The organism is Nonomuraea sp. B19D2, assembly GCF_040137845.1.
Lineage (GTDB): Bacteria > Actinomycetota > Actinomycetes > Streptosporangiales > Streptosporangiaceae > Nonomuraea.
Window position 1 is genome coordinate 1 of the sequence record NZ_JBEFAK010000065.1, and the last position, 24,197, is coordinate 24,197.

Below are 24,197 nucleotides of genomic sequence, written 5' to 3' on the forward strand. Positions count from 1 at the left end.
GGACTACGGTGAGCACGGGTGTGCCTTCCCGACCGACGTTGGCGCGTCGGTCATGCTTGGTGGAATCACATGATCATCGGGAAGGTACACCCCTTTCCCGATGATCCACAGATCTCAAGCATTGCTCCCAGGCGACTTGGAACCGCGCTGCTACTTCGCTGATCGGCCACCCGTCGTCTACGTACAAGGCGAGCCACCTTGAGCCGGTGGCGCGGCGTAAGGGCGGCGTTGGGATGAGACATAGGTGTGCCCTCCTGGGCATAGTCGTTGCCCAGGAGGGCACAGTGTCGTGGCACTGGAAATCAGTGGCCCGTTGGGGAGTGGTTGCCTCAGCTTTGGGGTCCGGGCGAGACGTGAAGTACCTCGTAGTCCGTGGCCTCGCCACCGCTCTTGGACAGGTCGGTGCTCAATTCGGCCAGCAGCAGAGTCCATGTCGTGACGTCGACCGCAGCCACTCTCCGCACAGTCGACGGGCCGGTCGAGGCGAGGAAGTCGCTGGTGAGGTTTTCAATGACCTGTGCCGGGGCGACGCCGGCGGGCAGCGGTCGCGTTGCTATCCGCATCGATCGGGCTTGGTCGAGTCGACCGGGCCCCGTCGTGACGCCGACAATGGTCCAGTCCTGGATCGGACGTCGGCCGAAGTCACGCACGATCGCGGAGTATCCGGGTTCCCCCCAGCAGAATGCCCTCATCCCGTCGATGTCGTTCCAGACGTAGAACGGGGCGTACTCGTTGACCTCCGCGCCGTTGGCCTTCTCCCTGATCAGGTACGCCTTGAAGTCCAAGCCGTCGAACCGGTCGAGCAGATGGCCGGATCGGGCGACGCGGTCGCGAATGATCCGCATGTCGTAGTCGGCCGGCAACGGGACCGCGTACTGCATGGCATACATCAGTGGGCTTCCTCCGGGGTGGTTGGCTGGTAGTCGTTGTACGTGGCGTCTGAGACGGGTCCGCTCCACGTCACCGTGCTACCGTCGGCTGCTGCTTCCTGAGTGGCAACATGTGTCATGGGTCCCGACGGTCCGGCTCCGTGCCAGTGCAGGGCACCGGGCGGGATCCAGACCGCCTCTCCGGCTCTAACTTGAGGCATTGTCAAATGCTGTGGACGGCTAGGGCTGTGTCCGTGGCGAATGGGTGGCGTCGTAGTGGCGTCGGTTGCTGTTGATTTCTTGTCGGTGTGTGGTGGCCCATTCGGCAAGCGCGGCGACGGAGTCCAGCAGTGTTGCGCCAAGTGGGGTGAGCGCGTAGTCGACGCGCGGAGGAACGCTGGGGTGCACGGTCCGGGTGAGGAGGCCATCGCGCTCAAGTTGCCGCAGGGTCAGGGTGAGCATGCGCTGCGAGATCCCCGTGACCGCGCGATGCAGTTCACTGAAGCGGAGGGTTCGGTCGCGGAGCTGCCCGATGACCAGGATGCTCCACTTGTCGCCGATCAGGGCGAGGATCTGCAGCACCTGTCGGCATACCTCGTCATCCGGCTCGCGACCGCCCGCGTCTTCTGGCGCCGGTGGCGTGACGTCGCGGCGCTGCCCGGCTGGTGAGGTGCTCCTGGAGAGCGTCAAGGGTTACCTCCATGTACGTCACCGACATAAATGTGCCGTCTTGCCACCGACAGGGCAGTGACAAATCATGCTGCTGCGAACAAAGAGTAACTGCCAGGCGGGCAGGCTGCGGCTCTGCGCAGCGTGAACCGCTGTGATCGGAAGGGACGTTGTGGTGGCGAAGACGCTCGTTATTGTCGGTGCCGGCCCGGGGCTGGGGATGGGCGTGGCCCGGGCTTTCGGCAGGCACGGCTTCCAAGTGGGGCTGATCGCCCGGAGCAAGGACACGCTCGCCGCTCTGGTGGGTGATTTGACCGGGTTGGGCATCACCGCTGCGGCTTTTGGCGCCGATATCCGAGATCGTGACGCGCTGGCCGATGCTCTCACCAGGGCCGGGGAGGCGCTGGGACCGGTCGATGTCCTGGAGTACAGCCCCAGCCCGACGGGGCCGATCACCCACGCCGCACAGACCACGGTGACATCCGCCGCCGCGCAGTTCGAGCTGCATGTGCTGGGCGCGGTGACGGCCGTGGGACAGGTGCTCCCGCAGATGCGCGCCCGAGGCGAGGGGACACTGCTGCTGACCACCGGTGTGTCCTCCACGATTGCCGCGCCATTCCTGGCCAACGTGGGCCTGGCCATGGCCGGCTTACGCAACTGGGCGCACGCGCTGCACGCCGAACTTCGCCCGCAGGGGATTCACGCGGCAACGGTGACGATCGCCTCCGGCGTCATCCCGGGCGATGAGGTGGCCGACCCTGATGCCATCGGCGCCCGCTACTACAGCCTGTACCAGCAGCCAGACCGTGCGGAAGAGGTCATCGGTGACCTTGAGGCGTTCCGCGTCCTGGTCGCCGAGCGGGCCGACGGGCACGGCTGACCGGCTCCGTCGGCGGCAGGCTAGGCGGCGTGCTCGTCGGATCGTTCGACGAGCACGCCGCGTTCGAAGCGGGCTCCGGCGCGGACGAGGGCGACGAGGTGGGGCGCGTTCACGGCCCGCCAGCGGGCTTGGGCGGACTCGATGAGTTTGAAGACCATCGCCAGAGCAGCGGTGCGGGAGCCGGCGCCGCGGGTGACCTTGGTGCGCAGGCGGACGGTGGCGAAGGTTGACTCGATGGGGTTCGTGGTCCGCAGGTGGATCCAGTGCTCGGCGGGGAAGTCGAAGAACGCCAGTAGCTCGGCTTCATCGTCGGTGATCTTCTTGACCGCCTTGGGGAACTTCGCGGCGTAGAGCTGGGCGAACGTCTTGATTGCCTGCACCGCGTGGTCGCGGTCCTCGGCGTTGTAGATGTCTTGGATGGCCTTCTTCGCGCCCGGCTGCGCAGACTTCGGCATGGCATCGAGGACGTTGGCCGTTTTGTGTACCCAGCACCTCTGTTCGCGGGTGGCGGGGAACACCTGGGCCAGGGCTTTCCAGAAGCCCAGGGCGCCATCGCCGACCGCGAGGACGGGGGCGCGCATGCCCCGGCGGGCACAGTCGCGCATCAGGTCGGCCCAGGACTCGTTCGACTCGCGGTAGCCGTCCTTGAGTGCGATCAGTTCCTTGGAGCCGTCGGCACGGACCCCGATCAGTACCAGGACGCAGGCTTTGGCCTCCTCCAGGCGGACGTTGAGGTGGATGCCGTCGGCCCACACGTACACGTAGTCGACCTGCGCGAGGTCGCGGTCCATGAAGGCGGCGTGGTCGGCCTGCCACTGCGTCGTGAGCCGGGTGATCGTCGCCGGGGAGAGTCCGGCCGAGCTGCCCAGAAACTGCTCCAGGGCGGGGACGAAGTCGCCGGAGGACAGACCGTGCAGGTAGAGCAGCGGCAGCACCTCGCTGATTTTCGGGGACTTGCGGCACCAGGGCGGCAGGATCGCGGAGGAGAACCGCTTGCGCTCGCCGGTGGTGTCGTCGACGCGCTTGTCGTTCACCCGCGGCGCCTTCACCTCGACCTCGCCGGCTGCGGTGGTGACCTTCCGCGGCTGGTGATGGCCGTTGCGCACCACAAGACGACGGCCACTTTCGTCGCGCTGGTCGGCCAACTCGGCTATGTAGGCGTTGACTTCTGCCTCCAGTGCGGCGGCCAGCATCCTTCGTGCGCCCTCCCGGACGATCTCGTCGATCAAGGAGGAGCTGTCGTCGTTCACTACGCTGAGCACGGACATGCCTTCCCGGCCGGTGCCGCGAACACCGGTCTTGCTCGGTGACCTATCGATTAATCACTCGGGAAGGTACGTCCTCCCCGAGCCGATCCACAGGTCCTGAGCATTACTCCTCTAACTTCCGCGGCAGGCTGTTTTTCGAGCTGCACGCGAGCGATGCCAGAGGTCACGAACAGCAGTTGTCCGTGGGGATGTGAGTGCCAATGGGTGCGTGCACCGGCGGCGAACGTGACCTCGTACGCCGCCAGCCTCGAGGCATCATCCGGGAGGCGCAGAGCCTTCGCGCCGACGTCGCCCGTGAACCCGGCGAGGCCTGAGCCGCTCATGCCGCGGCTCGTTCCAGCAGGTCGACGGCCCCTTCCACCGCGGCGTCAAAGCGCGACGTATCGCCGTGAGCTCGGGCCAGCACATAGCCACCCTGCACGACCGCAGCGATGGTGCAGGCCAGCGTCGCCGGGTCGATGTCGGCACGCAGCTCATCCTTCTCGACGCCCTGCCGAATGACCCCCGCGATGGTCTCCACCAACCAGTCCAGCGTCTTAGTGACCGGCTCCAATAGCGTCGGGGACGCCAGTACGTCGGCGTCGTAAGTCATCCGGCCCATCCTGCAGCCCCGAAGACTGTCCCGCTGGCGACGCAGATAGCTCTCCAATCGCTCCACCGCGGTCCCCTGCCCCATCAGCAAGGACTCGGCGTCGTCGCGCATCCGTTGGGCGCTTTCTTCGAGTGCCGCGACCGCCAGGTCCTCCTTGCCGCGGAAGTGGTGGTACATGCTGCCCTGCCCGGCGGCGGCCGCGGCCTGGATGTCCTTCGGACTGGTCGCGGCGTAACCGCGCACCCACAGCAGCTCCTGCGTCGCGGATATCAAACGGTCCCGTGTTTCCATGCCCCTATCGTACATACTAGTAGGTACAGCTTCCAACTAATGTCCCGGGTCAGTACACCTAGCTGTCGGCCATCGACGACTTCTACGCCCGCCGCGGCCTCGGCAAACCTCACGCCCGGCGCGAACGCGACTCCCGCCGTACCACACCCCGCGCCCTGGACGAACGCCGCGCCCGCCGCTGCGTGCGCCGCGTCCAGCTCACCGCCGCCGCCCACGACAAGGCTCTGGCCCTGCTGCCCTACTTCGCCGGCCTGCGCATCGACGAAGTCGTCGGCCTCGATCTGGCCGACGTGCGTCTGTCGGCCCACAAGGGCGAGTTGCGCACCCTGTGCCAAGCCCTGCAGGACGTACGGACCGAAGGGGAAGTCACAGGTCGCTACCGCTAATTTCCGCACTCAGCCTCCAACTAGTCTTGAGGGCCTATCGCCCGATCTCAACGCAACAGTGGGACCCGGCACCGGGTCCCTGCCGGCTGTCTCACGATCGGCCGGGAGGAACCTCTCGGGTATGACGGCCTGCAAACGATGCTGGCCAGAGCACGTCAGTCACCGAGCCTGCTGGAAAAGGTGATGCCTCAGCGCATGCCTGCCGCATCGAGCAAGGTGACCACGGTGGGCGCGATGAGCCCCGTCAGGTTGTCCGCTCCGATCCCCGCACGGGCGCTGGCGCCGTCGAAGACCACGCTGAGCTGCCGGGCCAGCAGGTCCGGGTCGCTCGCCCCACCTTGCTCGGCCTCGGCACGGAAAAAGGCCATCAGGTTCCCCTTGACCCGGTGCGCCACCTGGCTCGCAGGGTGGCTCTGGTCCTTGAGCTCGATCTGCACAGCCAGGTACTGACAGCCTCGGAACTCGGGCGCACCCGCCTGCAACTCCACCTGCTCGAAGACGTGCAGGATCCGCTCGCGGGGTGAACGACCATCGCCCGCCCCAGGCAGGAGCCTCGCCACGAAGGCAGATGAGCGCTCCTCCAGACTCGCCGCCAGCAGTTCGTCCTTGCTCTCGAACAACTGGTACATGGAGCGCTTCGACACCCCCGCCGCCTTGCACAGCGCCTCGATGCCGATGCCGACACCGTTTCGGTAGGTGAGCGTGGCCGCCGCCTCCAGCAGCCGCTCTCGGGGACTTAGCCTCACTTCGGTCGTCATACTGCGAGGTTAACTCCATTCCGGCGAAATGAAAACCAATCGGTTTCCAGAGCGTGCCGCGGCGACATCCGGCGCCGCGCACAGCCGAGCGGACACCCCAAGTCCGCGCAGAGGCTCGGCGACGGCCTTGAGGGAAAGACCGTCGCCGAGCCCTGATGTGTGCACACCTCCCGCCCCCTCCAGGCGACACCCACCGGGACCACTCCGCACCATGACCCCGTCCGGGTGAGTCGCGTTCCGCTACGCCGGCACGGCGGTCTCCTCAGGCTCCGCCTCGGCGGGGATGCGGTGCAGCCCCTTGCGGTCGTACCAGCCCGTCACCCCGAACCCGAACAGCGCGGCCACCAGGAGACCGACGGCCATCATCACCCAGCCCCGAGTCAGGCCCGCGTCACCCTGGCCGTCGTAGTAGAGGATCGAGCGGACACCACCGGTGATCTGCCGCAGCAGCTCGAACTCCACGAGGAAGCGGTAGAAGCCGGGCAACGCCTCGATGGGGTGGTGGCACCGGCCGTCGGCACCGCCATCACGATAGAGACCAACGTGACCACCAGCATGCCGGGTGTGCCGAAACACGGCAAGAAGGGCGAGCGCACCGATCCCGCAGACCGCGATGGCGTACACCGAAGACAGCCACAGCAGCGGCAGGTGGGAGGCGTCCATGCCCATGACGCCGACCGCGCCCACCATGACCAGGGCGCCCATCAGCAGAGACAGACCGATCATGAGCGTGCAGCTGATGGCCAGGGTCTGCACCCGGGTCGCTCGGATCAGCGGGCGGTGCAGGCGCAGCGGGCCCATGTCGTTGTGGGTGTAGCCGAGGGCGTGGTCCACCTGGCCACTGATGACATTGGCGGCGAGCACGGCGCAAACCACGAGGACCAGCGCGTAGTAGAACGCGGTCAGGCCCAGGCCGCTGTGCGAGCCGAGCGGATGGCCGTCCGCAACCGTGACAGCGACCGGGGCGGCCAGCAGGATGCCTGCCGCGGCGGGCAGCTTCGCCTGCTCAGCCCCATTCTCCGCGGCCAGTGCCCTGCCCACGTGGCGCGAGGCGCTCTCGGCCGCCGCCGTCGAAGCCGCCCCGAGCCAGGCTGGAGCCCATACTGCCGGCGGACTGGTTGGTCAGCACCCTCAGCGTCGGGCGAACCGGGCTCTCGGCGCCTGCGGCGCTGGTCAGTGCGGTGATGGAGGAGGTGAAGTTGCCGGGTACGACGAGCGCGCCGTACAGCTTGCCCTCGCCGAGTTCCTCCGTCACCCCCTTCTCGTCCATCACCTTCCAGTCGATCCTGTCCCCGCTCGCGGTCGACTTCTTGATCGACTCGGTGATCCGCTCCCCGAGGTTGACGTGTTTGCCGCCGACGGTGGCTCCCTTGTCGGCGTTGACAAGGCCGACGGGCAGCTTCGTCAAGTGACCGGCCGGATCGATGTTGGCGCCGACGTAGAACACGGTGAACAGCAGCGCGAGTACGCCTGTGATGACGCCGTTGGCGATCCACAGAGGTTTGGCTTGCAGGACGCGGAAGGGGTGAATGCCACTCATGACGTACGTTTCTCTCGATCGGTGGACGCGGAGCGTTTGGCCGGGGGCTGCCAGCCGCCGGTGACTTCTTTGACGGGCTTGTGGGGGAAACGGCGCTGGGCGTATTCCTGCGCATGTGAACCCGGCAGGACGTAGAGGGTTTCCTTCTTGTCCTGGAGCGGTCGCAGCACGGTGTCCATGAAGGTCTTGCGGTCCTCCAGGTACGGGCCCAGGACGTCCTCGCCGCCGGGGCAGACGGCCAGGCAGTAGCCGGACTTGTAGCCGGGAGGTGAGGACAGGCTCTGCCACATGGAGGCACTCTCGGAATCGGTGACCCGGGAGCGGTAGTCGGCGGCGTCCTCGCTGTCGGCCACGGTCTGCGCCCAGTCGGTGAACCCGCTCATGAACTCGCGGTAGTTGTGCGTGGTGCAGGCCAGCGCGTCGAAGGTGCCGTCCTTGGCGATGGCGCCGACCGGGCAGGCGGCGACGCACAACTTGCAGTCGATGCAGGGGGTGTAGTCCAGCGCCTGCCCGTACGCGCTCAGCTCCGCGTCCACCAGGACGGTGGCCAGCAGGACGAAGCTGCCGAACTTCGGGTGGATGACGTTGCGGTTCAGGCCCATCACGCCGAGCCCGGCGGCCACCGCGACCGTCTTGTGCGCCACCACCCAGATCCGCTCGCTGGGGAAGCGGTCCATCTCCTGGGGGAAGCCGACGGACGGATTGAGGGCGCGGTAGCCGGCGTCCTGGAGCGCCTGGGTGACGCTGCGGGCGGCGCGGTTGGCCTGCTCGTCGGTCTGGTGGAACTCCTGGTTGGCCACGCTGCGGGCCGGGGAGCGGCAGTTGTCGCGGTTCATCCGGACCACCATCGCGATCAGGGTGCGGGTGCCGGGCAGCGCGGCCAGCGCGTGCTCGCGCTCGCCGGCCAGGTCGGGGTGGCCCAGGCTGACCGCGGCCGCGTCGTCCGCACCCGCCGCCAGGCACAGCTCGCGAAGCCAGGCCGCGTCGATCAGCGCTGGCGGGCTCACCGCACCGGCCCTGCGCCGGGCGAGTACAGCCCGTACCGACGGGTGGGCGGCCAGCTTCGCCGGAAGCCTGGGATCCGTCGGCCGGCCCTCGGCGTCACGCGCGGCAGTCATCCGATGCTCCTAGTGAGTCGGGTTCGGAGTCGCCCTCTCGGCGAAAAACCGATCAGTTTCACCGTAAACCGATCGGTTTCAACGCGCAAGCCCGAGCTGCGGACCGCCCCCGATCCGCCCCCTCTTCGAGGTGCGGCCAGCAGTCGGCACTCACGCCGGCCGCGTCGTCGGCGTCAGAGCGTCCGGTACCGATGTCCACCCCCTGGGGACCGCTTCAGTGGGGTGCCGATCCCCATATGTGGTGCGCATCCTGCTGGGAACGGCCGTCATGAGACTGCTGGACAGGGCGGGCCTGGTGGGCTCCGGGCCCGCTTCTACGACCGGTTCGGCATCAAGGAGACCGACATGCCGGCCGAAACCGACGAGCGGGCGCCAGTCGCCATGGGCTGAACCCTGCGAGCGGGGTGCCGGTGACGTAGGGGCACCCCGCCAGGGACTCACTCCGCCGACCGCTCTCTCCCACGCGGACGCGACGATGATGGCAGTGGTTCGATCACCATGTACGTCGAAAGCCCGACCAGCATCCTCTTCGACGGCGAAGGCATTCCTTGCCACCAGCCCTCCGCCTGCACCTCACCTCGACACCATGCCGAAGCGGCTCTCCGACACGGTCGGGGAAGCCGGCCTCAAGCTTCGATTCGGCCGCCCGACCCCGCTGATGCCCTCCTTGAGCTTGCGCCTGGAAACCGATCGGTTTACTGTGGCGGAAACCGATCAGTTTCCCATTCTGGGGAGGCAGCCATGACCGCATTGAAGGACGATATGCCCAGCCACGAGTCACGTCCCACGATCCACATTCCGGGGACCACCAGCCACACCATCGCCCCGCGCGTAGGACGCCACGGCCGCGAGGGAACGCTGCGTTACCTCAAGGCGGGCGCCGGTGCTCCCCTGGTCCTGCTGCACACCGTGCGCACCCAGGCCGAGCACTTCCGCCACCTCATCCCGCTGATCTCAGATCAGTACACCGTGTACGCCCTCGATCTGCCGGGGATGGGCTACTCCGAGATCGTGCCCGGCGCGTCGTACGACGAGCCGGCGATGCGCGCGGGCGTCAAGCGGCTCCTCACCGAACTTGACCTGCATGACGTGACGCTGGTCGGGGAGTCCATGGGGGCGGTGCTCGCCCTGACCACCGCAGCCGATCTGCCGGAGCGGGTACGGCGCATCGTCGCGGTCAACACCTACGACTTCCGTGGCGGGATCGCCAGGTCCAGTCTCCTGGCCCGTGTGGTGGTCAGCGGTGTCTTGACGCCGGGAGTGGGCCCCGTGATTGCGGGGGTGGAGCCCAAGGCCGCCCTCCGCAAGATCCTTCAGGGCGGCCTCGGCGACAAGAGCGCGCTGCGGGAGGATTATGTGGACGAGCTCCTCCAGGTGGGCGGCCGCCCCGGCTACCCGACCGTCGCCCGTGCCGTGTACCAGAGCCTGCCCAGCCTCATCGCGGCTCGCTCGCGCTACCCCGCGGTCAAGGCGTCCGTCCACCTCGTCTACGGGGAGAACGACTGGTCCCGACCCTCGGACCGGCAAGCCAACATGCAACTGCTGCCGGCCGCCGATTTCACGCAGGTGCCGAAGGCCGGTCACTTCATCGCCTTGGAACGGCCCGACGTGCTGGCCGACCTGTTGAACGCGGTGGCGTGACCGCCCCGAGAGTGCCGTGGCCACCCCTGTTCGGGTGTAGTGCGTAAGGGGGACCAGGTTCGACCATGTCGCGTGACAGCGTGCCACGCGAAGGAGCAATACGTGGCAGAGATCCAGATCGAGTTCGATGTTCCGGCTCAGATGCGTGACGGCACCGTGCTGCGCGCCGACGTCTACCGGCCCGGGGGTACGGGGCCGTGGCCGGTGTTGCTGAGCCGGCTGCCGTACGGGAAGCAGATGCCCATGGTGGTCGCCATCCTCGATCCCCTGACGGCGGCCAGGCGTGGCTTCATGGTGGTCATCCAGGACACCCGCGGCCGGTTCCGAGGGGGGTGGGAGTCGTTGACGTACGAAGAGAGCGACGGGTACGACACCGTGCGGTGGGCTGCTGCCCTTCCAGGCGCGAGCGGCTCCGTCGGCATGATCGGCGTCAGCTATTTCGGCAACACGCAGTGGATGGCGGCGCTGTCCAAGCCGCCGGAGCTGAAGGCGATCGCGCCGATGGTCATGTGGTCCGATCCGGACGACGGACTGTGGACGGCTGGCGGGCCACTCGGGCCGTGGTCGCGCTCTCCTCGGGTTCGTCTGTGGTGAGGTTGCGGTCCCGGTCTTCCACGACCCTGCCCGGCCCTCTCGCATCGTCCTCCCCGTGGTGGTTCCGGCCTGACAGGAAGCGGCGGGAGAGCCGGCCGATCCGTTGCGCCAGTGGGCAAGGACGCCGAAGCAGCCGCGTTGGCTCCGGCGGAGGGCGGCAGGCATTCCGCCGCCGGAGGCGATGTCTCCCCCCAGGGTGCCTGGCCGTCGGCGATCTCCGCGGTGAAGCCCTCCACCCGGGCCGCCCGTTGTGGAGTGGGCGCAGGGCGCCACTCCCGTCACAGCAGTTGCGGCCTTCAACGATCGGATCGCTCCCGCCGGTCCTGGCGAGCTGCCGCACGCAGCACATCGCAGTCCCGGACGACCTGGCGCTCATCGACGTCGACGACCTCCCCGTAACTTCGCTCGCCGTACCGGCCTTGACCACCATCGGGATGGACCTCACCGCAGCGGCCGGCAATCTCACCACCGGCATCCTCTTGACGGTCGGCGCTCCGGCCCCGGCAGCGCCGAGCCGACCCGGCGCGGGCGACATCCTCGCCCTCATCCAGCGCGAGACGACCTAGCCGCCGTTGTCGACGTTCCTGTCATGAGACGTAGCCGGTCGAAGTGAGCAGAACACGAGCGCCGTCGGCGGGATTCACCAGGCTGACGTCCTTGTATCCGCAAGGTTCTCCGGCACGGTTCGTGCAAGCGGCGCTACCCGGCGTGAGAGTGCGGAGCCTACTGCCCGCCGTACCCAGGAGCGTTGGACGCAGAGTGGCGTTGGCCGTGGTCGACCGCGCGGACGACCACCCGCGAACGCTGCCAGCGGGTCCACGATCTGATCGGCCAAGGTGTGGGCCTGACCGTGTTGGCCGGGCCATGGGGCGGCGCTGATCGTGCCCGCCTACAACTTGCCCGTCCTGAAATCCGCGCTGCTCTTGAGGACCGCGGAGTCTATGCTCCAGTTCTCCGGCTGGACTCTCTCCCAGAGACTTCCCTTGCCGAGCTCCCTTCCCAACTGGTCTTCGCGACGGAACCACTCCTCAGCGCTTCTGATCCTGTCGGGGTGAATTTCGTCGAGCAGAGCGTAGTCCCTGGTGATGATTCCGTGCTTCCACACATTCCAGAAACCCGTGAAATTGTCGCGGAAGCTCATGGTGCTTTTGTCGTTGGGATCGGCGTTGTATCCGGCGGGGTGATCAGCAATCCCCTTCAGGTCCGGGCTGTTCCAATATGTGTCCAGATCAGTGTCGATGTACTGGGCCGGATGCCCGGTGACCTTCTCGAATGCTGCAGCCATATCGGTGTAGGTCATGTGCTCGATGGCGACTTCGAGGTCCATGCCATTGGCCCGTTCCGGATGGTCGAAGAGCCAGCGGACATAGAATCCGCAGTCTTCGAGAGCCACATGCGGAACAGCTCCCTCGCCGAGCGGGACTCGCCACGTGACGACACCGTCTTCGACGGTGGGCGTCATGGGCGTGAGCGGTGAGATGACCATCTCGATGTAGGGACCTGACGTGAAGACCGCTGCTCCCATCCGGTCCCTGTTCTTTTCGTTCTGGAACAGCACCCATTCGGCCATGCGACCCTTGCCGTCATAGTGGCCGGTGCGGAACCTGGAGTCGTAGCCTGATTTCTTCAGGGCGTAGTCGAGGTTTCCATAGACGAAGAACTTGATTCCTTCTTCGATCGCTATCTCATAACTGCGGATGGCCCAGTAGGTCTCGGTCTTCTCGCCGGTGTTGAACCCGTCGATGTTGATGAACGCCCCGTCACAGCCGCGAAATCCTTCGCGCAGCACGTCCTCGTCGGCGAATGACCCTTCGAGGATGGAGACGTTGCCGAGCGCGAGGAGAGCCTGGGCCCGGGGGGAGGTGGCATCCCGGGTGAGGACCCGGACGGAGTACTTCTTGTCGGCGACGAGGGCGCGAACGATGGGTATTCCTTGAGCCCCTGTGCCGCCGATGACGAAGATGGTGGAGGTGGCATGAGCAGACATGGTTTTGACTCCGAGGTTGAGTACGCACGCGCCGGGCGCGGCCCGTTCGGGACTGATCTCTGCATCGGCTTGGCGATCAACGGCACCGACCGACTGACGCTGCGCCGATGCCCGTGGGTCATGAGACCTTGAAACCGATCGGTTTCCACCACGGTACACCGATCGGTTTCTTAGTGGCAAGCGCGTATCCATTCACGCCTGCCGTTGAGCTGGACCCTGGTTTGGGGTAGACGCGCCGGTTTCTGCTGAATGCAGGGATCTTGGGATGGGTCGTCGTAGTTTGAGCTCGTGTCCGGCCCCCAGGAGCTCAGCCGTGAGGAGCTGTTGGCTGCTCTGGACGAGCTGCGGGCCGCGGTCGCGGAGCGGGATGCCGTGATCAGGGTGTTGCTGGCTGAGGTCGAGCAGCTGAAGCGGCGTGCGGGGATGGATTCGTCCAACTCCTCGATGCCGCCGGGGTCTGACGGTCCGGCGTCTCGGGCGAAACGCGCCAAGAAGCCGAAGAAGCGCTCGCCCCGGCCGCGCGGTGGGCAGGCCGGGCACGAGGGGCATGCGCTGGCCTGGCGGAGCGATCCGGACCAGATCACCATCATCGCCCCCGACGCATGCGCCGGGTGCGCCTCCACGCTGGTCGGCCGGGAGGGGGAGGGTCGAGGTGATGTACGGGGCCGCCTCGCTGCCGTGCGTGACCATGACCACGGTGGTTCCCCCGGCGGCAATGGCGGCGAACAGCTCCAGCACCTCGATCGCGGTCGCCGAGTCCAGGTTGCCGGTCGGCTCGTCGGCTACCAGCAGCAGCGGGTCGTTGGCCAGCGCGCGGGCGATGGTGGCGCGCTGTTGCTGGCCGCCGGACAGGGCGGCGGCAGCTTGTCGGCCTGCTCGGCGATGCCGACCCGCTCCAGCAGCGCCAGCGCCCTGGGGCGGCGCTCGGCGTGCGGATAGGTGTCGCAGAAGTCCATGGGGAGCATGACGTTCTCGACGACGGTCAGCGTGGGAGCAACTGGAAGAACTGGAACACCACGCCGACGTTGCACCCGCGCCAGACCGCCAGCGCGTGCTGGCCCAGATCATGTACGGCGGCCCCGGCGACGCGCACCTCGCCGCTGGCACGATGTTCGATATCAAGAAGCCGGGTCAATCGACGAAACCGCAGTTCAGTACGGTAGTGAACAGATCGGCGAAAGTGTTCAGATCCCGTAGACGGCCTGCACGCCGGGCACGACGAAACGCAGGTACATGTCCGCCATCTGCTCGGCCGTGTACGGGAGGTCGTCGTCCAGCCGCCACACCAGCAAACCGAGCAGCGAGCTCGGCAAGAACTCCATGGTCACGTCCACCGGCACCGCGCCATCCCGGTGCGGCAGGAACTCCGGCATCCGCCGGGCCATGACCTCCTTGATCCTCCGGCGCAGACCGGTCCTCATCACCTCCGCGCCCCGCTTACCTGCCACCGCCTTGTACAGGTCACGCTGCCGGTCGGCGTGCTGGAACGCGGCCAGGACCGGATTCGGCTCGGCGCGGCTGGCGAAATGGCGCTCCATGTGCTCCTCGAGCGCCGTCGCCAGTTCCTCCAGGTTGCCGAGCAGGAGGTCGTCCTTGTCGGTGTAGTGCGCGTAAAGGTGGAGCGGCCAACGTCCGCGCGGTCGATGACGTCCTGGACGGTGATCCGGTCGTAGCCCTTCTCCAGGATCAGCTCCACCAGGGCGCGGCGGAGCAGTTGCCTGGTCCGCCGCACCCTGCGGTCGGTCGCGGCTGCCGGCATCGAAGCCCTCCAGGATTCCGAACATGATATTCAGCACCAAATGCCGTGTTCATGAATCCGTCGGTTCCGCCGCCGGCAAGACCCTTACGGGATGAGCGCCGGCCGCCCGCCCCTTGATCAGCCGCGCACGCAATCGCTGCAGTCGCGCGGCACACTCACCGCGGCGGGGGCTCCCTTGGTGTGGCCGGCGCTCTCCAGCTACTGCTGGCCTTGGTCATATCCGGTTGTATCGGAGCCTTCCGTACCTGCGGCTTGGCGGCCGCGGTGTCCCGCTTGAGCAGCCCGAAGCCGGGCGAGATCTCGCTGGAGGTCCCCTCGAAGGCCAGCGCGTTGATCTGGGAACGGTTCATGCCGTAGTAGATCGCACGGCGGACGGCCGCGTCGGTTTGCGGCCCGTCGCAGACCAGTGCGGCGTTGCTGCAGGTGTCCAGGACGATCTGGTTCAGCGGGGTGATCACCACCCCAGTAGGTGGGGTTGGCGGCGTAGGTGAAGGCCTGCGACTTGAACTCCGCCAGCCTGTAGGGCCCGGTGCCCACCGGGTGGCTGATCGCCTCGGTCGCCGGGCCGGGCCGGGTCGTCGAAGTCCTTCCACTTGTGCTCGGGCACGATCTACACCCGGCTGAGCCCGCACGCCGTGCCTATCAGCGCCACCGCAGCCAATGCGGCCGGGACGCGCGCCCCGTACCACTTCGTCTTCCATGTCATCGCCGCGACCTCCAATCGGTGTTGGTAGTGCTGACTGCGATCGTGTTGGCGTGGCGCAGGACCCGGGCGCCGGCCAGCGTGTCGGGGTGGCGCAGCGTCGTCGCGGTGTGGACGTGAAAGGTGAATGTCTCCCCGGCCGCGAGCGAAACGAGCATGTCGTCGACGATCGCGTCAGGGGCGACCTTGTCCGCCAGGACCACGATGTCGCGCGTGTACGAGGCGGCATGCACATCGATGCGGTAGCCACCGGTGACGCGGTCGACGGTCGCGGTCAGGGGCACCGGTTGGTAGGCGAGGTCGCGGTCCTCGGCGAAGAAGTGGTGGGTCTGGGCGTCTGCGGTGGTCACGACCAGCACCTCGCTGCTCACGTCGACAGGTTTGAGCAAGTCGTCGGGCAGGTCGAGCCGGGCGGTCGACCGCGGTGCGACGGTGAGGGAGAACTCACCGATGGCACGGATCCGGCCGGCGAAGGACTGTCTCGTCGCGACGATCTCCGCGGTCCACGGTTCGTCGAGGTCGTTCACGGCGATCAGCGTGGGACGGCCATCGCGGGGCTGCACGGTCAGCAGTCGGGGGGAGAAAGCGTGCTTGATCGCGTAGTAGAGGGGTTTGGGTCGCTCCTCGCTGTCTACGGCTGACCATGAGATGGCCGGCCAGCAGTCGTTGAGCTGCCATACGAGGGCGCCGGCGGTTCGTGGCCACCAGGAACGGAAGTGTTCGATACCGAGTGCGACCGCGCGGGCCTGGTTGAGCTGTGTCGCCCAGTGCCAGTCTTCGAAGTCCGCCGGAACGGGCAGGTGAGGGGCAAGGCCGCGATGGAGGTTCCCGTTGCCGTCATGAGCCTTCTGGTGGTGCAGGAAGCCGGGAGAGGTCGGTGTGATGGGCTCGTCGTGGATCCACCGGGTGAGCGTGGCCCAGGTCGGTGGTGCCTGGAAGCCGAACTCGGCGCAGAAACGGGGGATGTGGTCGCGGTAGTGGGTGTAGTCGACCGCGTTCCACACGTCCCACTCGTGTCGGGTGCCGTGGTCCGGGTCGTTCGGCGGCAGGTCACCCGGGCTGTATGGGCTGCCGGGTGCGTACGGACGCGTGGGGTCCAGCTCGGCGAGGATCTTGGGCACCAGATCGGTGTAGTAGCCGAGCCCCCAGCTTCGTCCCTGTAAGTCTTCCTGCCAGCCCCAGTCGTGGTAGGCGGGCAGGTTTTCGTTGTTACCGTTCCACAGCACGAGCGACGGGTGAGTGACGAGTCGGGTGATGTTTTCCCGCGCCTCGGCCTCGACCTCGCTGCGCAGGGGTTCCTCTTCCGCGTAGAAGGCGCAGGCGAAGGGAAAGTCTTGCCACACCAGCACGCCGCGCTCGTCGCAGACGTCGTAGAAGTCGTCGGTCTCGTAGATGCCGCCGCCCCAGATCCGCAGCATGTTCATGTTCGCCTTGACTGCCTGGTCGACGCGGCGCGCGATCCGTTCGCGGGTGACCCTGGTGAGGAAGTGGTCGTCCGGAATCCAGTTCGCGCCCTTGGCGTAGATCCGTTTGCCGTTGACGACGAAGGTGAACGGGGTACCGATCTCGTCAGGGTCGGTGTCGACGGTGACCGTGCGGAACCCCACGCGGCGCTGGACGACATCCGCCGGGTCTTCGCCGGACAGCACGGTCACGGTCAACTCGTACAGCGGCTGTTCGCCGTACCCGACCGGCCACCACAGTCGCGCGTACGGCACCGCCACGGTGACCGTCGCGGTGTCGCCGGTCACGGTCACCCGTTCCTCGCGTCCGTCCACCGTGGCCACCACGGTGTACGCTCGGTCGTCGGCACGGTCCAGTTCCACGTTCACGTCGACCCTGCCCGTGCCGTCCGCTTGAACGGTCACGAGGGGACGCACCCGCGCAAGCCGCACCGTGTCCCAGCGTTCCAGCCGTACCGGCTTCCACAATCCGGCGGTCTGCAAGTCTGGACCCCAGTCCCAGCCGAAAGAGCACGCCATCTTGCGTATCGCGTTGTACGGGTGAGGGTAGGCCCGCTGCCGCCGGCCGAGGCGGCCCTCCGTCTCTTCGGCATAGGTGAGCGCGGACTTCAGCGTCACGGCGAGGTCGTTGCGCCCCTCGCGCAGCACCTCGCGGACGTCGAATCGGTAGCTGCGGTGCATATTGGCGGTGTGGCCCAGGACGTGGCCGTTCAACTCGACGATGCCGACCGTGTCGATGCCGTCGAAGACCAGCTCCACCCGCTCGCCCGGGCGAGGCGCCTGAGCCTGGAACGTTGTCGAGTACCGCCAGTCGACACGATGTGCCCAGGTCAGGTCGGCCTCAGTGCGATCCAGGTACGGGTCGGCGATGACACCCGCGGCCATCAGGTCCAGGTGTGCGCTGCCCGGCACCTGGGCCGGCAGGAGGCGTCCGGCGAGGAAGTCGGGCACCGGCCCGCCCACGGCAGCCAGGTGCCATCCGTCGTGGACCGTGGTACGCATCATCGGAACTGCTCCGATCGGTCGGCGGCGTCGGACCTCACACAGAGGTTATAGTCACGTAATAAACTTAATTAAGTCAACACTGCCGGGCTGCATTCGATCGCGTCGTCGGAGAGCACCATTTGGTGGCGTGGTTTGACCTGGCCGATCTTCGCGCCGACCAAGCCACTGAGCTCTGCTTAGACTTCAGTGCAAGTTGCGCCAGCCCTGGCTGCACTTTCGTAGACGTCCGAACAAAGCGGGAGTTCCGCCTGGGGGCCACAGGCGCGGCGCCTCATCGGAGCAGATGCGTTCGGTAGGCCATCGCGATGGCGGCGAAGACGTGCTGATACTCCAGGTGCGCGGCGCGGGCCTCATGCCCGTCGACCGCTGAACACCCTGCTCCGTCGAAGGCCACGACAAGCCGCGTCCGTGCATCCCGGCGACGTCACACGGCGGTTGCGTCCGCCGCCTCGCCCTCGGGAGACGGTGGTTGGGCGTTGTCCGTCGGACGGCCGTGGCCGAGGGTCAACTCGCTTTGCAGGACGAGGACCGCCCCACCGATCGCCGCGGCGTCCGATCCGCTGACCGATGGCACGACCCGCACCCGGTGAGCCCGCCGCGCGAAGGTGCGGCGGTCCACCTCCTCCTGGATCACCGACTGGTAGATCGAGCCGGCGACCGCGAAACTCGGCCCGGCGAGGACCACCGTGTCGAGGTCGAACAGCGTGGCCATGGTGACCGCGGCGCAACCCAGATAGCGGGCCGACCGTTCGACCAGGCCCCGGGCGGCCGGGTCACCGGCGTTCGCCGCGGCCGCGAGCCGCGCGAACTCGGTGAGGAAGTCGTCTCCCGTCGGGTCGAGCGCCAGCCGCTGGCCAAGCCCGGGCGTCGTCAGCGCCTGCCTGACCACCGCCGCCGGGCCGGCGTAGTTCTCCAGACAACCACGGTTGCCACAAGGACACTCGTCCCCGTTGACGTCGAGGGAAATGTGGCCGATCTCCACGCTGTTCGAAGAGCTGCCGCGATACACCTCGCCTGCGATCACCACGCCACCGCCGATCCCGGTGGCCATGTAGATGCAGCCGTAGGTGCTGCGTGGCTCCACCGCCCCCATCCAGTACTCACCGATCGCGGCCGCCGCCGCGTCGTTGTCCAACAGGACCGGCAGACCGAGGCTCTCGGCGAGACGGTCCGCGATCGGATAGCCGAACCACTCCTCGGTGGGCTGAGGGGTCAGCAACACGCCAGCCTGCCGATCCTGCGGCCCATAGCTGACCAAGCCGACTCCCAGCACCTTGTCGCGATCGACGGCCGCCGTGTCGAGCAGCGCGTTCACCTGCGTGGCCACCGACGACAGACCGCGCTCCGGCGGCATCGAGGACACTCCGCTGAACGACATCCTCGCGATCTGCCGGCCGGCCAGATCGACCACGACGATCACGCACGTATTGCGTTCCAGCTGCACCCCGACGCTGTAGCGGGCTGAGGGATTGAGCTGGACGAGCATTGGTCGCTTGCCACCCGTCGACGCCCCTAGCCCCGCCTCGACGACCAGACCGTCGACCATGAGCTCACGCACGACCTCGGAGATCGTCGGTGCCGTCAAACCGGTCGCCCCCACGAGCTCCACTCGGCTGATCGCCCGCGCCGCGCGGATCAAGTCGAGCACCATTCCGCGGGTCTTCGTCCGAGTTGCCCAGATGGGGCTCGTCACCGTGCCACCTCCCACACCCTGATGTACAAAAGCTACCTTATTTTCATCGATCCGCCGGACGAGCAGCTCCGCGTCCAAGCCCTTGAGCTGGGGCCCTCTCCCGACCTCCAGGTGCTCTTCTTCCTGGATATAGCTTCGCGATTGACTTTTATAACTTAGCTAACTAAGCATCTGGAGCAGCTGTCCGCATCTATCTCAAGTAGAGGGATCAGATGAAACATCGTCATGCGCTGCTCACGTTCGGCGCCGTCGGAGTCCTGGCACTAGGCAGCATGGCAGCGACCACGCTCCCCTCATCGGCTGCCAGCACTGGCTGCTCCGTCACGTACACCGTCCAGAGCCAATGGCCCAGCGGGTTCACCGCCAACGTGGCCATCACCAACCTCGGCTCCGCCGTCGAGGGGTGGACCTTAACGTTCGACTTCCCCAACGCCGATCAGAACGTCACCCAAGGCTGGAGCGCCACCTGGACGCAGTCCGGGGCTCACGTATCCGCCGCCAGCCTGAATTGGAACGGGTCACTGAACACCGGCGCGTCCACCTCCATCGGCTTCGCCGGAGCATGGAAGGGCACCAACCCGGTACCCACCTCGTTCGCGCTCAACGGCACAACCTGCACCGGCTCGGTAACCACGCCGACCCCCACCACAACCACCAGTCCCTCCCCCAACCCCAGTGGTCCAGCACCACGCCTTCGAGTGTCCGGCAACAAGATCGTCACATCGGACGGCAAGCCTTACCGTCTGCTCGGCGTGGACCGCTCAAGCGGCGAATACGCCTGCGTGCAAGGCAAGGGCCAATGGGACAGTGGCCCGGTCGACCAAGCCTCGGTCGATGCCATGAAGAGCTGGAACATCCACGCGGTGCGCCTGCCGTTGAACGAAGAGTGCTGGCTCGGCGTCAACGGCTCGCCCAGCGGCGCCACCTACCAGCAGGGCGTGAAGGCCTACGTCAACCTGCTGGTCGCCAACGGCATCACCCCGATCCTCGACCTGCACTGGACCTCGGGCGCCTACAGCAACGGGCCGGACTGGCACTGCAAGGACGCCACCGCGACGTGCCAGAAGCCGATGCCGGACGCGCAGTACGCCCCCCAGTTCTGGACCAGCGTCGCGAACACCTTCAAGGGCAACGACTCTGTCGTCCTCGATCTGTTCAACGAGCCGTACCCGGAGATCGGCAGCGACTGGAACAAGACCCTGGGCTGGCAGTGCCTGCGAGACGGCGGCACCTGCACCGGCATTCCCTATGAGGTGGCCGGCATGCAGGATCTGGTCGACGCGGTCCGGGCAACCGGCGCGACCAACGTCCTCATGGTGGGCGGCCTGGAGTGGGCCAACGACATGCGCGAGTGGCTGGCATACAAGCCGAACGACCCGCTGAACAACATCGCCGCGTCCTGGCACGCGTACAGCTTCAACGCCTGCGCCACCGCGTCCTGCTGGGACACCCAAATCGCCCCGCTCGCCCAGCAGGTACCCGTGGTGATCGGCGAGTTCGGCCAGGACAGCTGCGGCTACGACTACATGGACACGCTGATGGACTGGGCCGCCGCACACGGCCTGTCCCACCTGGCATGGACCTGGAACCCGTGGGGCTGCAGCACCGGCGGCGTCCTTATCAAGGACTGGAACGGTACCCCTGAACCCGGCGTCGGCGAAGGCTACAAGGCCCACTTGCTCACGCAGAACCCCTACACAACCCCGTAACCAACCACCCCAGAACACCTAGCAGCGCGGACGCCGTCGGGCTGACATTCGACGACGGACCCGACTGCCGTCGCGTCGTCGTCCCCGCCGCCCGGCCGCGGTGCCTGCACGGCCACGATTTCGCAGGCCGGCAGTGGAGCGACCGCTTCATCCTGCCGGTGACGGTCTCGGGCACGAACTCGTCACGGTCACCGTGACCTCGCCACAGAGATCATCGCGACACGTCAGCAGATGACGTCGGCCAGTGCCAGGATCTTCGCGTAACCGCGCGGGTCCAGCCTGGTCGAGACGTACCAGGCGGTTCCCGATCCCACCTGGTGCCGGGTGATCGCCGGGCGGCCGTCCGCGTACGTCGCGGTCGCCGTGGCGCCCGCCAGCAGGACGGTCTCGCTCCAGAAGTCGCCGGTCGTCCCGTCGGACAGCGTCACGGGGCTGGTCAGCGGCTGGAACTCCGTGACCCGGACACCGAGGACGTCGCGCAGGGCGCCGGGGTAGCCGCCCAGCCGGACGCGGGTGTCAGGATCGACGACGCCGCTGAAGTACGACACGATCAAGGTGCCGCCGCCTTCGACGTACCCGGCGAGGTTGGCGGCGGCCTCGTCGGAGATCAGGTAGAGGGACGGCACCAGGACAACCCGATAGGACGAAATGTCGTGAGAGGGGTGGACGAAGTCGGCGGCCATGTCGTGCTGCCACAGCACCCGGTGCGCCCGCTCCACCGACACACGAAAGTCCAGCCCGGTGGCCGGCAGGGCGGGGTTCTGGAGCGCCCAGTGTGCCTCATCGTCCCAGAGGATGGCCACCTCGGCGGCCTCGGCGGGCCGTGCCGGAGGAAGCGCGCTGAGCGTCCGGCCCAGTTCCGCGACCTCGCGGAAGACACGGCTGTCGGCGCCCGCGTGCGGGACCATGCCCTGGTACCACTGCTCCGCCCCGCCGCGTGAGGCCCGCCACTGGAAGTGCAGCACCCCGGCGGCCCCGCGGGAGGCGTATGCGAGGCTGCGCCGGACGTGCTCTCCCGGCTCCAGTGCGACTGTCCGCTCGGGGGTGTACATGGCCGCGACGCCCTGCTCCATCAGCATCCACGGCTTCCCGCGCGCCCAGGAGCGGGCGAGGTCAGCGGCGAAGGCGATCTGGGCGAGGCCGCCGTCGCCGGGTTCGTCGGTGTAGTGGTCGATCGCCACGAGATCGACCTCGGCTGACCATTTCCAGTGGTCCAGGGGCGTCCATCCGGCCATGACGTAGTTGGTGGTTACCGGCTGGTCCCCGTGAACGCGCAGGATGTCACGCTGCTCGCGGTAGTCGGCGAGCAGCGCGTCGGAGCAGAACCGGCGGTAGTCCAGCAACTGGGCGGGGTTCGCCCGATACTGGGTGGCCCGCGGCGGCAGGATCTGCTCCCATGACGAGTAGTGCTGGCTCCAGAATGCCGTGGTCCACCTGTCGTTGAGCGCGTCGAGAGACTTGTGCCGGTCACGCAGCCAGGTGCGGAAGGCCGTCGCACAGTGATCGCAGTGGCAGATCGTGCCGTACTCGTTGTGCACGTGCCACATGGCCGTCGCCGGGTGCGCGCCGTACCGCTCGGCCAGCGCCGTCACGATGCGGCGCGAGGCCGCCCGGTACGCGGGAGCGTTGACGCAGTACGTGTCCCGGCTGCCATGGGCGAGCCGGACCCCGTCGGCACGCACCGGCATCGCGTCCGGGTAGCCCAGGGTGAACCAGGGCGGCGGAGACGCGGTCGGGGTCGCCAGGTTGACCTGGATGTCGTTGTCGTGCAGCAGATCGAGCACGCGATCGAGCCAGCCGAAGTCGTAGACCCCCTCCGACGGCTCAAGCCGCGACCAGGAGAAAACCCCCACGGTGGCGAGATTGACACGCGCCTGGCGCATCAGCTCGACATCCTCCCGCCAGACGTCCTCGGGCCACTGTTCGGGGTTGTAGTCTCCGCCGAAGAACATGCTTTCCTCCATTGGGGGGCGTCTGGGGGTGTCGCGGGCCGCGCCGGCTAGTCGCTGCCGGTGACGAAGCCCTGGATGGCGACCACCGCGCCGCCACGGGCCCATTCGCGAAAGTCGTCCGCCTCGATGATCACCTCGGCCGAGTTCGTCACGCCGCGCCGGTTGGCGCTGAGGGCCCGGTCGAGGTCGTCCTTCGCGACGCGGGTCAGTTCAACGCCTTCGCCGGCCACGATCACCCTCTTGACCATGGAGAACGTCGCGATGTGGGCGATGAGCCTGCCGAGAGCGTCCGCTGCCTCGCCGACGACGCCGAGGCACACCTTGTCTCCTCCCGCGGCCAGGCGCATCACCTCCTCGTACGTCACCGGCCGCCGTAGTCCTTGTCCGGCGGCGGTCACGATCGACTCGCTGGACAAGTACGCGGCGGCGCATCCGCGGTGGCCCTCCGGGCACATCGGTCCGCCGCCGTTCAGCACCAGGTGGGCGAACATGCCGAGGTCCGCCTCGGTCGCGGCCACCAGGTGGTCGTGCACGACGAGGGCGTAGCCGATCCCCGCCCCGATCGAGACGAGCGCGAAGTCGCACAACCCGCGGGCCGCCCCGAACCAGTGATGCTGGTGGGCCAGCGCCGCCACGTCGTTCTTGACCACACACGGGACTCCGAGCGCCTGCTCGAGCAGGAGCTTGAGCGGCACCTGCCGCCAGCCGAGGAACCCCGAGTCGACCAGCCGCTCGCCGCCGAGCTGAACCGCGGCGCGGGCGTCGCCGGCGAGCGTGACACCGGCGCCGACGGGTGGTTTCTCGCCGCCGGACAGCTCGTCCAGCAGCCGCCTGGCCTGGCGGCACACGGCCTCAGGAGCGTGGTCGGAGATCGGCTCGTCGCGGGCCGCGACGATCTGGGCGCGCAGGTCGGTGACGACGGCATGGACGTGGTCCGCGGTCAGCTTGACACCGAAGAAGCGGTGCTCGCCCGCGGCCACGTCCAGGGGGCGAGTGGGGCGGCCGTTGACCGGGTCATGCACCACGTCGCCTTCGACGAGGAGCCCGGCGTCGACCATGGGCTTGGTCAGTCTCGTCAGGCTGCCGGTCGACAGGCGCAAGGTCCTGGCCAGCGCGGTCCGGGACGCGGGGCCGTGGATGATGAGCTCCTTGACGATGGAGCGTGCCGCGTCGGGCAGGTCGTCCCAAATGCCGGACCAGCTTCCGGACTCAACCTCCATCAGCCTCACCTCCCCCGTTGGCTTTGCCACGAAACTAGCATGTCCGTGGAGTAACTGCATCTTCACATTGAAGTCACCGAAAAGTGCGATAAGTAGTGAC

General features: G+C 67.4%; 22 protein-coding genes and 4 pseudogenes. 7 read left to right on the forward strand and 19 right to left on the reverse strand.

Going from position 1 to position 24,197, the window contains the following annotated elements; genetic code table 11:
* Positions 1 to 103: 103 nt before the first annotated feature.
* The 3 genes and pseudogenes from ABN273_RS53495 to ABN273_RS53505 all read right to left on the reverse strand — a co-directional run.
* A pseudogene (locus ABN273_RS53495) lies at positions 104 to 242 on the reverse strand (IS481 family transposase); the annotation flags it as partial.
* An 87-nt stretch (positions 243 to 329) separates the two neighbouring features.
* Positions 330 to 890 carry a DUF4865 family protein gene (locus ABN273_RS53500; protein WP_349457451.1) on the reverse strand — a complete coding sequence of 187 codons (561 nt, stop codon included), beginning with the start codon at positions 888 to 890 and terminating at the stop codon, positions 330 to 332.
* A 219-nt stretch (positions 891 to 1,109) separates the two neighbouring features.
* Positions 1,110 to 1,559, reverse strand: a complete 450-nt coding sequence (locus ABN273_RS53505) for a winged helix-turn-helix transcriptional regulator (RefSeq protein ID WP_349457452.1) — start codon at positions 1,557 to 1,559, stop codon at positions 1,110 to 1,112.
* Positions 1,560 to 1,713: 154 nt separating this feature from the next.
* On the opposite strand from ABN273_RS53505, the gene ABN273_RS53510 reads away from it, so the two are divergent.
* Entirely contained in the window at positions 1,714 to 2,418 is a 705-nt protein-coding gene (locus tag ABN273_RS53510) for an SDR family NAD(P)-dependent oxidoreductase (RefSeq protein WP_349457453.1), read from the forward strand.
* Here ABN273_RS53510 and ABN273_RS53515 read toward each other — a convergent pair.
* Positions 2,357 to 3,680 (reverse strand): annotated as a pseudogene (locus ABN273_RS53515) (IS256 family transposase). The gene ABN273_RS53510 and the pseudogene ABN273_RS53515 overlap by 62 nt on opposite strands.
* Before the next feature lie 325 nt (positions 3,681 to 4,005).
* The gene (locus ABN273_RS53520) at positions 4,006 to 4,569 is read right to left on the reverse strand and encodes a TetR/AcrR family transcriptional regulator (RefSeq protein WP_349457454.1); all 564 of its coding nucleotides are present in this window, start codon (positions 4,567 to 4,569) and stop codon (positions 4,006 to 4,008) included.
* A 182-nt stretch (positions 4,570 to 4,751) separates the two neighbouring features.
* Between ABN273_RS53520 and ABN273_RS53525 the strand changes: the two genes are divergently transcribed.
* Entirely contained in the window at positions 4,752 to 4,955 is a 204-nt protein-coding gene (locus tag ABN273_RS53525) for a hypothetical protein (protein WP_349457455.1), read from the forward strand.
* Between the two features lie 188 nt (positions 4,956 to 5,143).
* Here ABN273_RS53525 and ABN273_RS53530 read toward each other — a convergent pair whose 3' ends face one another.
* From ABN273_RS53530 to ABN273_RS53545, 4 genes are all read right to left on the reverse strand, one after another.
* Entirely contained in the window at positions 5,144 to 5,713 is a 570-nt protein-coding gene (locus ABN273_RS53530) for a TetR/AcrR family transcriptional regulator (protein WP_349457456.1), read from the reverse strand.
* 240 nt (positions 5,714 to 5,953) lie between these two features.
* The gene (locus ABN273_RS53535) at positions 5,954 to 6,754 is read right to left on the reverse strand and encodes a DUF3533 domain-containing protein (protein ID WP_349457457.1); all 801 of its coding nucleotides are present in this window, start codon (positions 6,752 to 6,754) and stop codon (positions 5,954 to 5,956) included.
* Positions 6,720 to 7,253, reverse strand: a complete 534-nt coding sequence (locus ABN273_RS53540) for a YhgE/Pip domain-containing protein (RefSeq protein WP_349457458.1) — start codon at positions 7,251 to 7,253, stop codon at positions 6,720 to 6,722. The genes ABN273_RS53535 and ABN273_RS53540 overlap by 35 nt, the downstream gene beginning before the upstream one ends.
* Positions 7,250 to 8,371 (reverse strand): 4Fe-4S binding protein, encoded by a 1,122-nt coding sequence (locus ABN273_RS53545; RefSeq protein ID WP_349457459.1) that lies wholly within the window; start codon positions 8,369 to 8,371, stop codon positions 7,250 to 7,252. Before ABN273_RS53545 ends, ABN273_RS53540 begins: the two co-directional genes overlap by 4 nt.
* 741 nt (positions 8,372 to 9,112) lie before the next feature.
* Here ABN273_RS53545 and ABN273_RS53550 point away from each other — a divergent pair.
* The 3 genes from ABN273_RS53550 to ABN273_RS53560 all read left to right on the forward strand — a co-directional run bounded on the left by ABN273_RS53550 (position 9,113) and on the right by ABN273_RS53560 (position 11,172).
* Positions 9,113 to 10,012, forward strand: coding sequence for an alpha/beta fold hydrolase (locus ABN273_RS53550; protein WP_349457460.1), 900 nt, complete (start codon positions 9,113 to 9,115; stop codon positions 10,010 to 10,012).
* Between the two features lie 102 nt (positions 10,013 to 10,114).
* Positions 10,115 to 10,606 carry a CocE/NonD family hydrolase gene (locus ABN273_RS53555; RefSeq protein WP_349457461.1) on the forward strand — a complete coding sequence of 164 codons (492 nt, stop codon included), beginning with the start codon at positions 10,115 to 10,117 and terminating at the stop codon, positions 10,604 to 10,606.
* Between the two features lie 287 nt (positions 10,607 to 10,893).
* On the forward strand, positions 10,894 to 11,172 hold the full coding sequence (locus ABN273_RS53560; RefSeq protein ID WP_349457462.1) for a substrate-binding domain-containing protein: 279 nt from the start codon (positions 10,894 to 10,896) through the stop codon (positions 11,170 to 11,172).
* Between the two features lie 323 nt (positions 11,173 to 11,495).
* Here the strand turns inward: ABN273_RS53560 and ABN273_RS53565 are convergent, their stop codons facing one another.
* Positions 11,496 to 12,593, reverse strand: coding sequence for an NmrA family NAD(P)-binding protein (locus tag ABN273_RS53565; protein ID WP_349457463.1), 1,098 nt, complete (start codon positions 12,591 to 12,593; stop codon positions 11,496 to 11,498).
* Between the two features lie 288 nt (positions 12,594 to 12,881).
* On the opposite strand from ABN273_RS53565, the pseudogene ABN273_RS60040 reads away from it, so the two are divergent.
* A pseudogene (locus ABN273_RS60040) lies at positions 12,882 to 13,133 on the forward strand (DUF6444 domain-containing protein); the annotation flags it as partial.
* Between the two features lie 282 nt (positions 13,134 to 13,415).
* Here ABN273_RS60040 and ABN273_RS60045 read toward each other — a convergent pair.
* The 7 genes and pseudogenes from ABN273_RS60045 to ABN273_RS53595 all read right to left on the reverse strand — a co-directional run.
* Positions 13,416 to 13,541, reverse strand: a pseudogene (locus ABN273_RS60045) (hypothetical protein); the annotation flags it as partial.
* A 34-nt stretch (positions 13,542 to 13,575) separates the two neighbouring features.
* Positions 13,576 to 13,728 carry a hypothetical protein gene (locus ABN273_RS53575; protein WP_349457465.1) on the reverse strand — a complete coding sequence of 51 codons (153 nt, stop codon included), beginning with the start codon at positions 13,726 to 13,728 and terminating at the stop codon, positions 13,576 to 13,578.
* Positions 13,729 to 13,777: 49 nt separating this feature from the next.
* A complete protein-coding gene (locus ABN273_RS60050) occupies positions 13,778 to 14,017 on the reverse strand; it encodes a hypothetical protein (protein ID WP_502911306.1) in 240 nt (79 codons plus the stop codon).
* Positions 14,014 to 14,352 (reverse strand): TetR family transcriptional regulator, encoded by a 339-nt coding sequence (locus tag ABN273_RS60055; RefSeq protein WP_502911307.1) that lies wholly within the window; start codon positions 14,350 to 14,352, stop codon positions 14,014 to 14,016. Before ABN273_RS60055 ends, ABN273_RS60050 begins: the two co-directional genes overlap by 4 nt.
* Before the next feature lie 155 nt (positions 14,353 to 14,507).
* Positions 14,508 to 14,810, reverse strand: coding sequence for a hypothetical protein (locus ABN273_RS53585; protein WP_349457467.1), 303 nt, complete (start codon positions 14,808 to 14,810; stop codon positions 14,508 to 14,510).
* 244 nt (positions 14,811 to 15,054) lie between these two features.
* Entirely contained in the window at positions 15,055 to 17,523 is a 2,469-nt protein-coding gene (locus ABN273_RS53590; RefSeq protein WP_349457468.1) for a glycoside hydrolase family 2 protein, read from the reverse strand.
* Positions 17,524 to 17,947: 424 nt separating this feature from the next.
* On the reverse strand, positions 17,948 to 19,294 hold the full coding sequence (locus tag ABN273_RS53595) for an ROK family protein (RefSeq protein ID WP_349457469.1): 1,347 nt from the start codon (positions 19,292 to 19,294) through the stop codon (positions 17,948 to 17,950).
* 194 nt (positions 19,295 to 19,488) lie between these two features.
* Here ABN273_RS53595 and ABN273_RS53600 point away from each other — a divergent pair, with 194 nt between their 5' ends.
* A complete protein-coding gene (locus ABN273_RS53600) occupies positions 19,489 to 20,925 on the forward strand; it encodes a cellulase family glycosylhydrolase (RefSeq protein WP_349457497.1) in 1,437 nt (478 codons plus the stop codon).
* 224 nt (positions 20,926 to 21,149) lie between these two features.
* Here ABN273_RS53600 and ABN273_RS53605 read toward each other — a convergent pair whose 3' ends face one another.
* Together ABN273_RS53605 and ABN273_RS53610 are read right to left on the reverse strand one after the other, a co-directional pair.
* Positions 21,150 to 22,877, reverse strand: coding sequence for a beta-galactosidase (locus tag ABN273_RS53605; RefSeq protein WP_349457470.1), 1,728 nt, complete (start codon positions 22,875 to 22,877; stop codon positions 21,150 to 21,152).
* 47 nt (positions 22,878 to 22,924) lie between these two features.
* Entirely contained in the window at positions 22,925 to 24,097 is a 1,173-nt protein-coding gene (locus tag ABN273_RS53610) for an ROK family protein (protein WP_349457472.1), read from the reverse strand.
* Positions 24,098 to 24,197: the final 100 nt, after the last annotated feature.

Excerpts from the sequence above, each read along its gene's own strand:
- ABN273_RS53600 (WP_349457497.1), top strand. The coding sequence starts at position 19,489 with ATGGCAGCGACCACGCTCCCCTCATCGGCTGCCAGCACTGGCTGCTCC.
- ABN273_RS53610 (WP_349457472.1), bottom strand. The coding sequence starts at position 24,097 with ATGGAGGTTGAGTCCGGAAGCTGGTCCGGCATTTGGGACGACCTGCCC.
- ABN273_RS53545 (WP_349457459.1), bottom strand. The coding sequence starts at position 8,371 with ATGACTGCCGCGCGTGACGCCGAGGGCCGGCCGACGGATCCCAGGCTT.
- ABN273_RS60055 (WP_502911307.1), bottom strand. The coding sequence starts at position 14,352 with ATGCCGGCAGCCGCGACCGACCGCAGGGTGCGGCGGACCAGGCAACTG.
- ABN273_RS53565 (WP_349457463.1), bottom strand. The coding sequence starts at position 12,593 with ATGTCTGCTCATGCCACCTCCACCATCTTCGTCATCGGCGGCACAGGG.
- ABN273_RS53590 (WP_349457468.1), bottom strand. The coding sequence starts at position 17,523 with ATGATGCGTACCACGGTCCACGACGGATGGCACCTGGCTGCCGTGGGC.
- ABN273_RS53500 (WP_349457451.1), bottom strand. The coding sequence starts at position 890 with ATGTATGCCATGCAGTACGCGGTCCCGTTGCCGGCCGACTACGACATG.
- ABN273_RS53530 (WP_349457456.1), bottom strand. The coding sequence starts at position 5,713 with ATGACGACCGAAGTGAGGCTAAGTCCCCGAGAGCGGCTGCTGGAGGCG.
- ABN273_RS53520 (WP_349457454.1), bottom strand. The coding sequence starts at position 4,569 with ATGGAAACACGGGACCGTTTGATATCCGCGACGCAGGAGCTGCTGTGG.
- ABN273_RS53605 (WP_349457470.1), bottom strand. The coding sequence starts at position 22,877 with ATGTTCTTCGGCGGAGACTACAACCCCGAACAGTGGCCCGAGGACGTC.
- ABN273_RS53540 (WP_349457458.1), bottom strand. The coding sequence starts at position 7,253 with ATGAGTGGCATTCACCCCTTCCGCGTCCTGCAAGCCAAACCTCTGTGG.
- ABN273_RS53550 (WP_349457460.1), top strand. The coding sequence starts at position 9,113 with ATGACCGCATTGAAGGACGATATGCCCAGCCACGAGTCACGTCCCACG.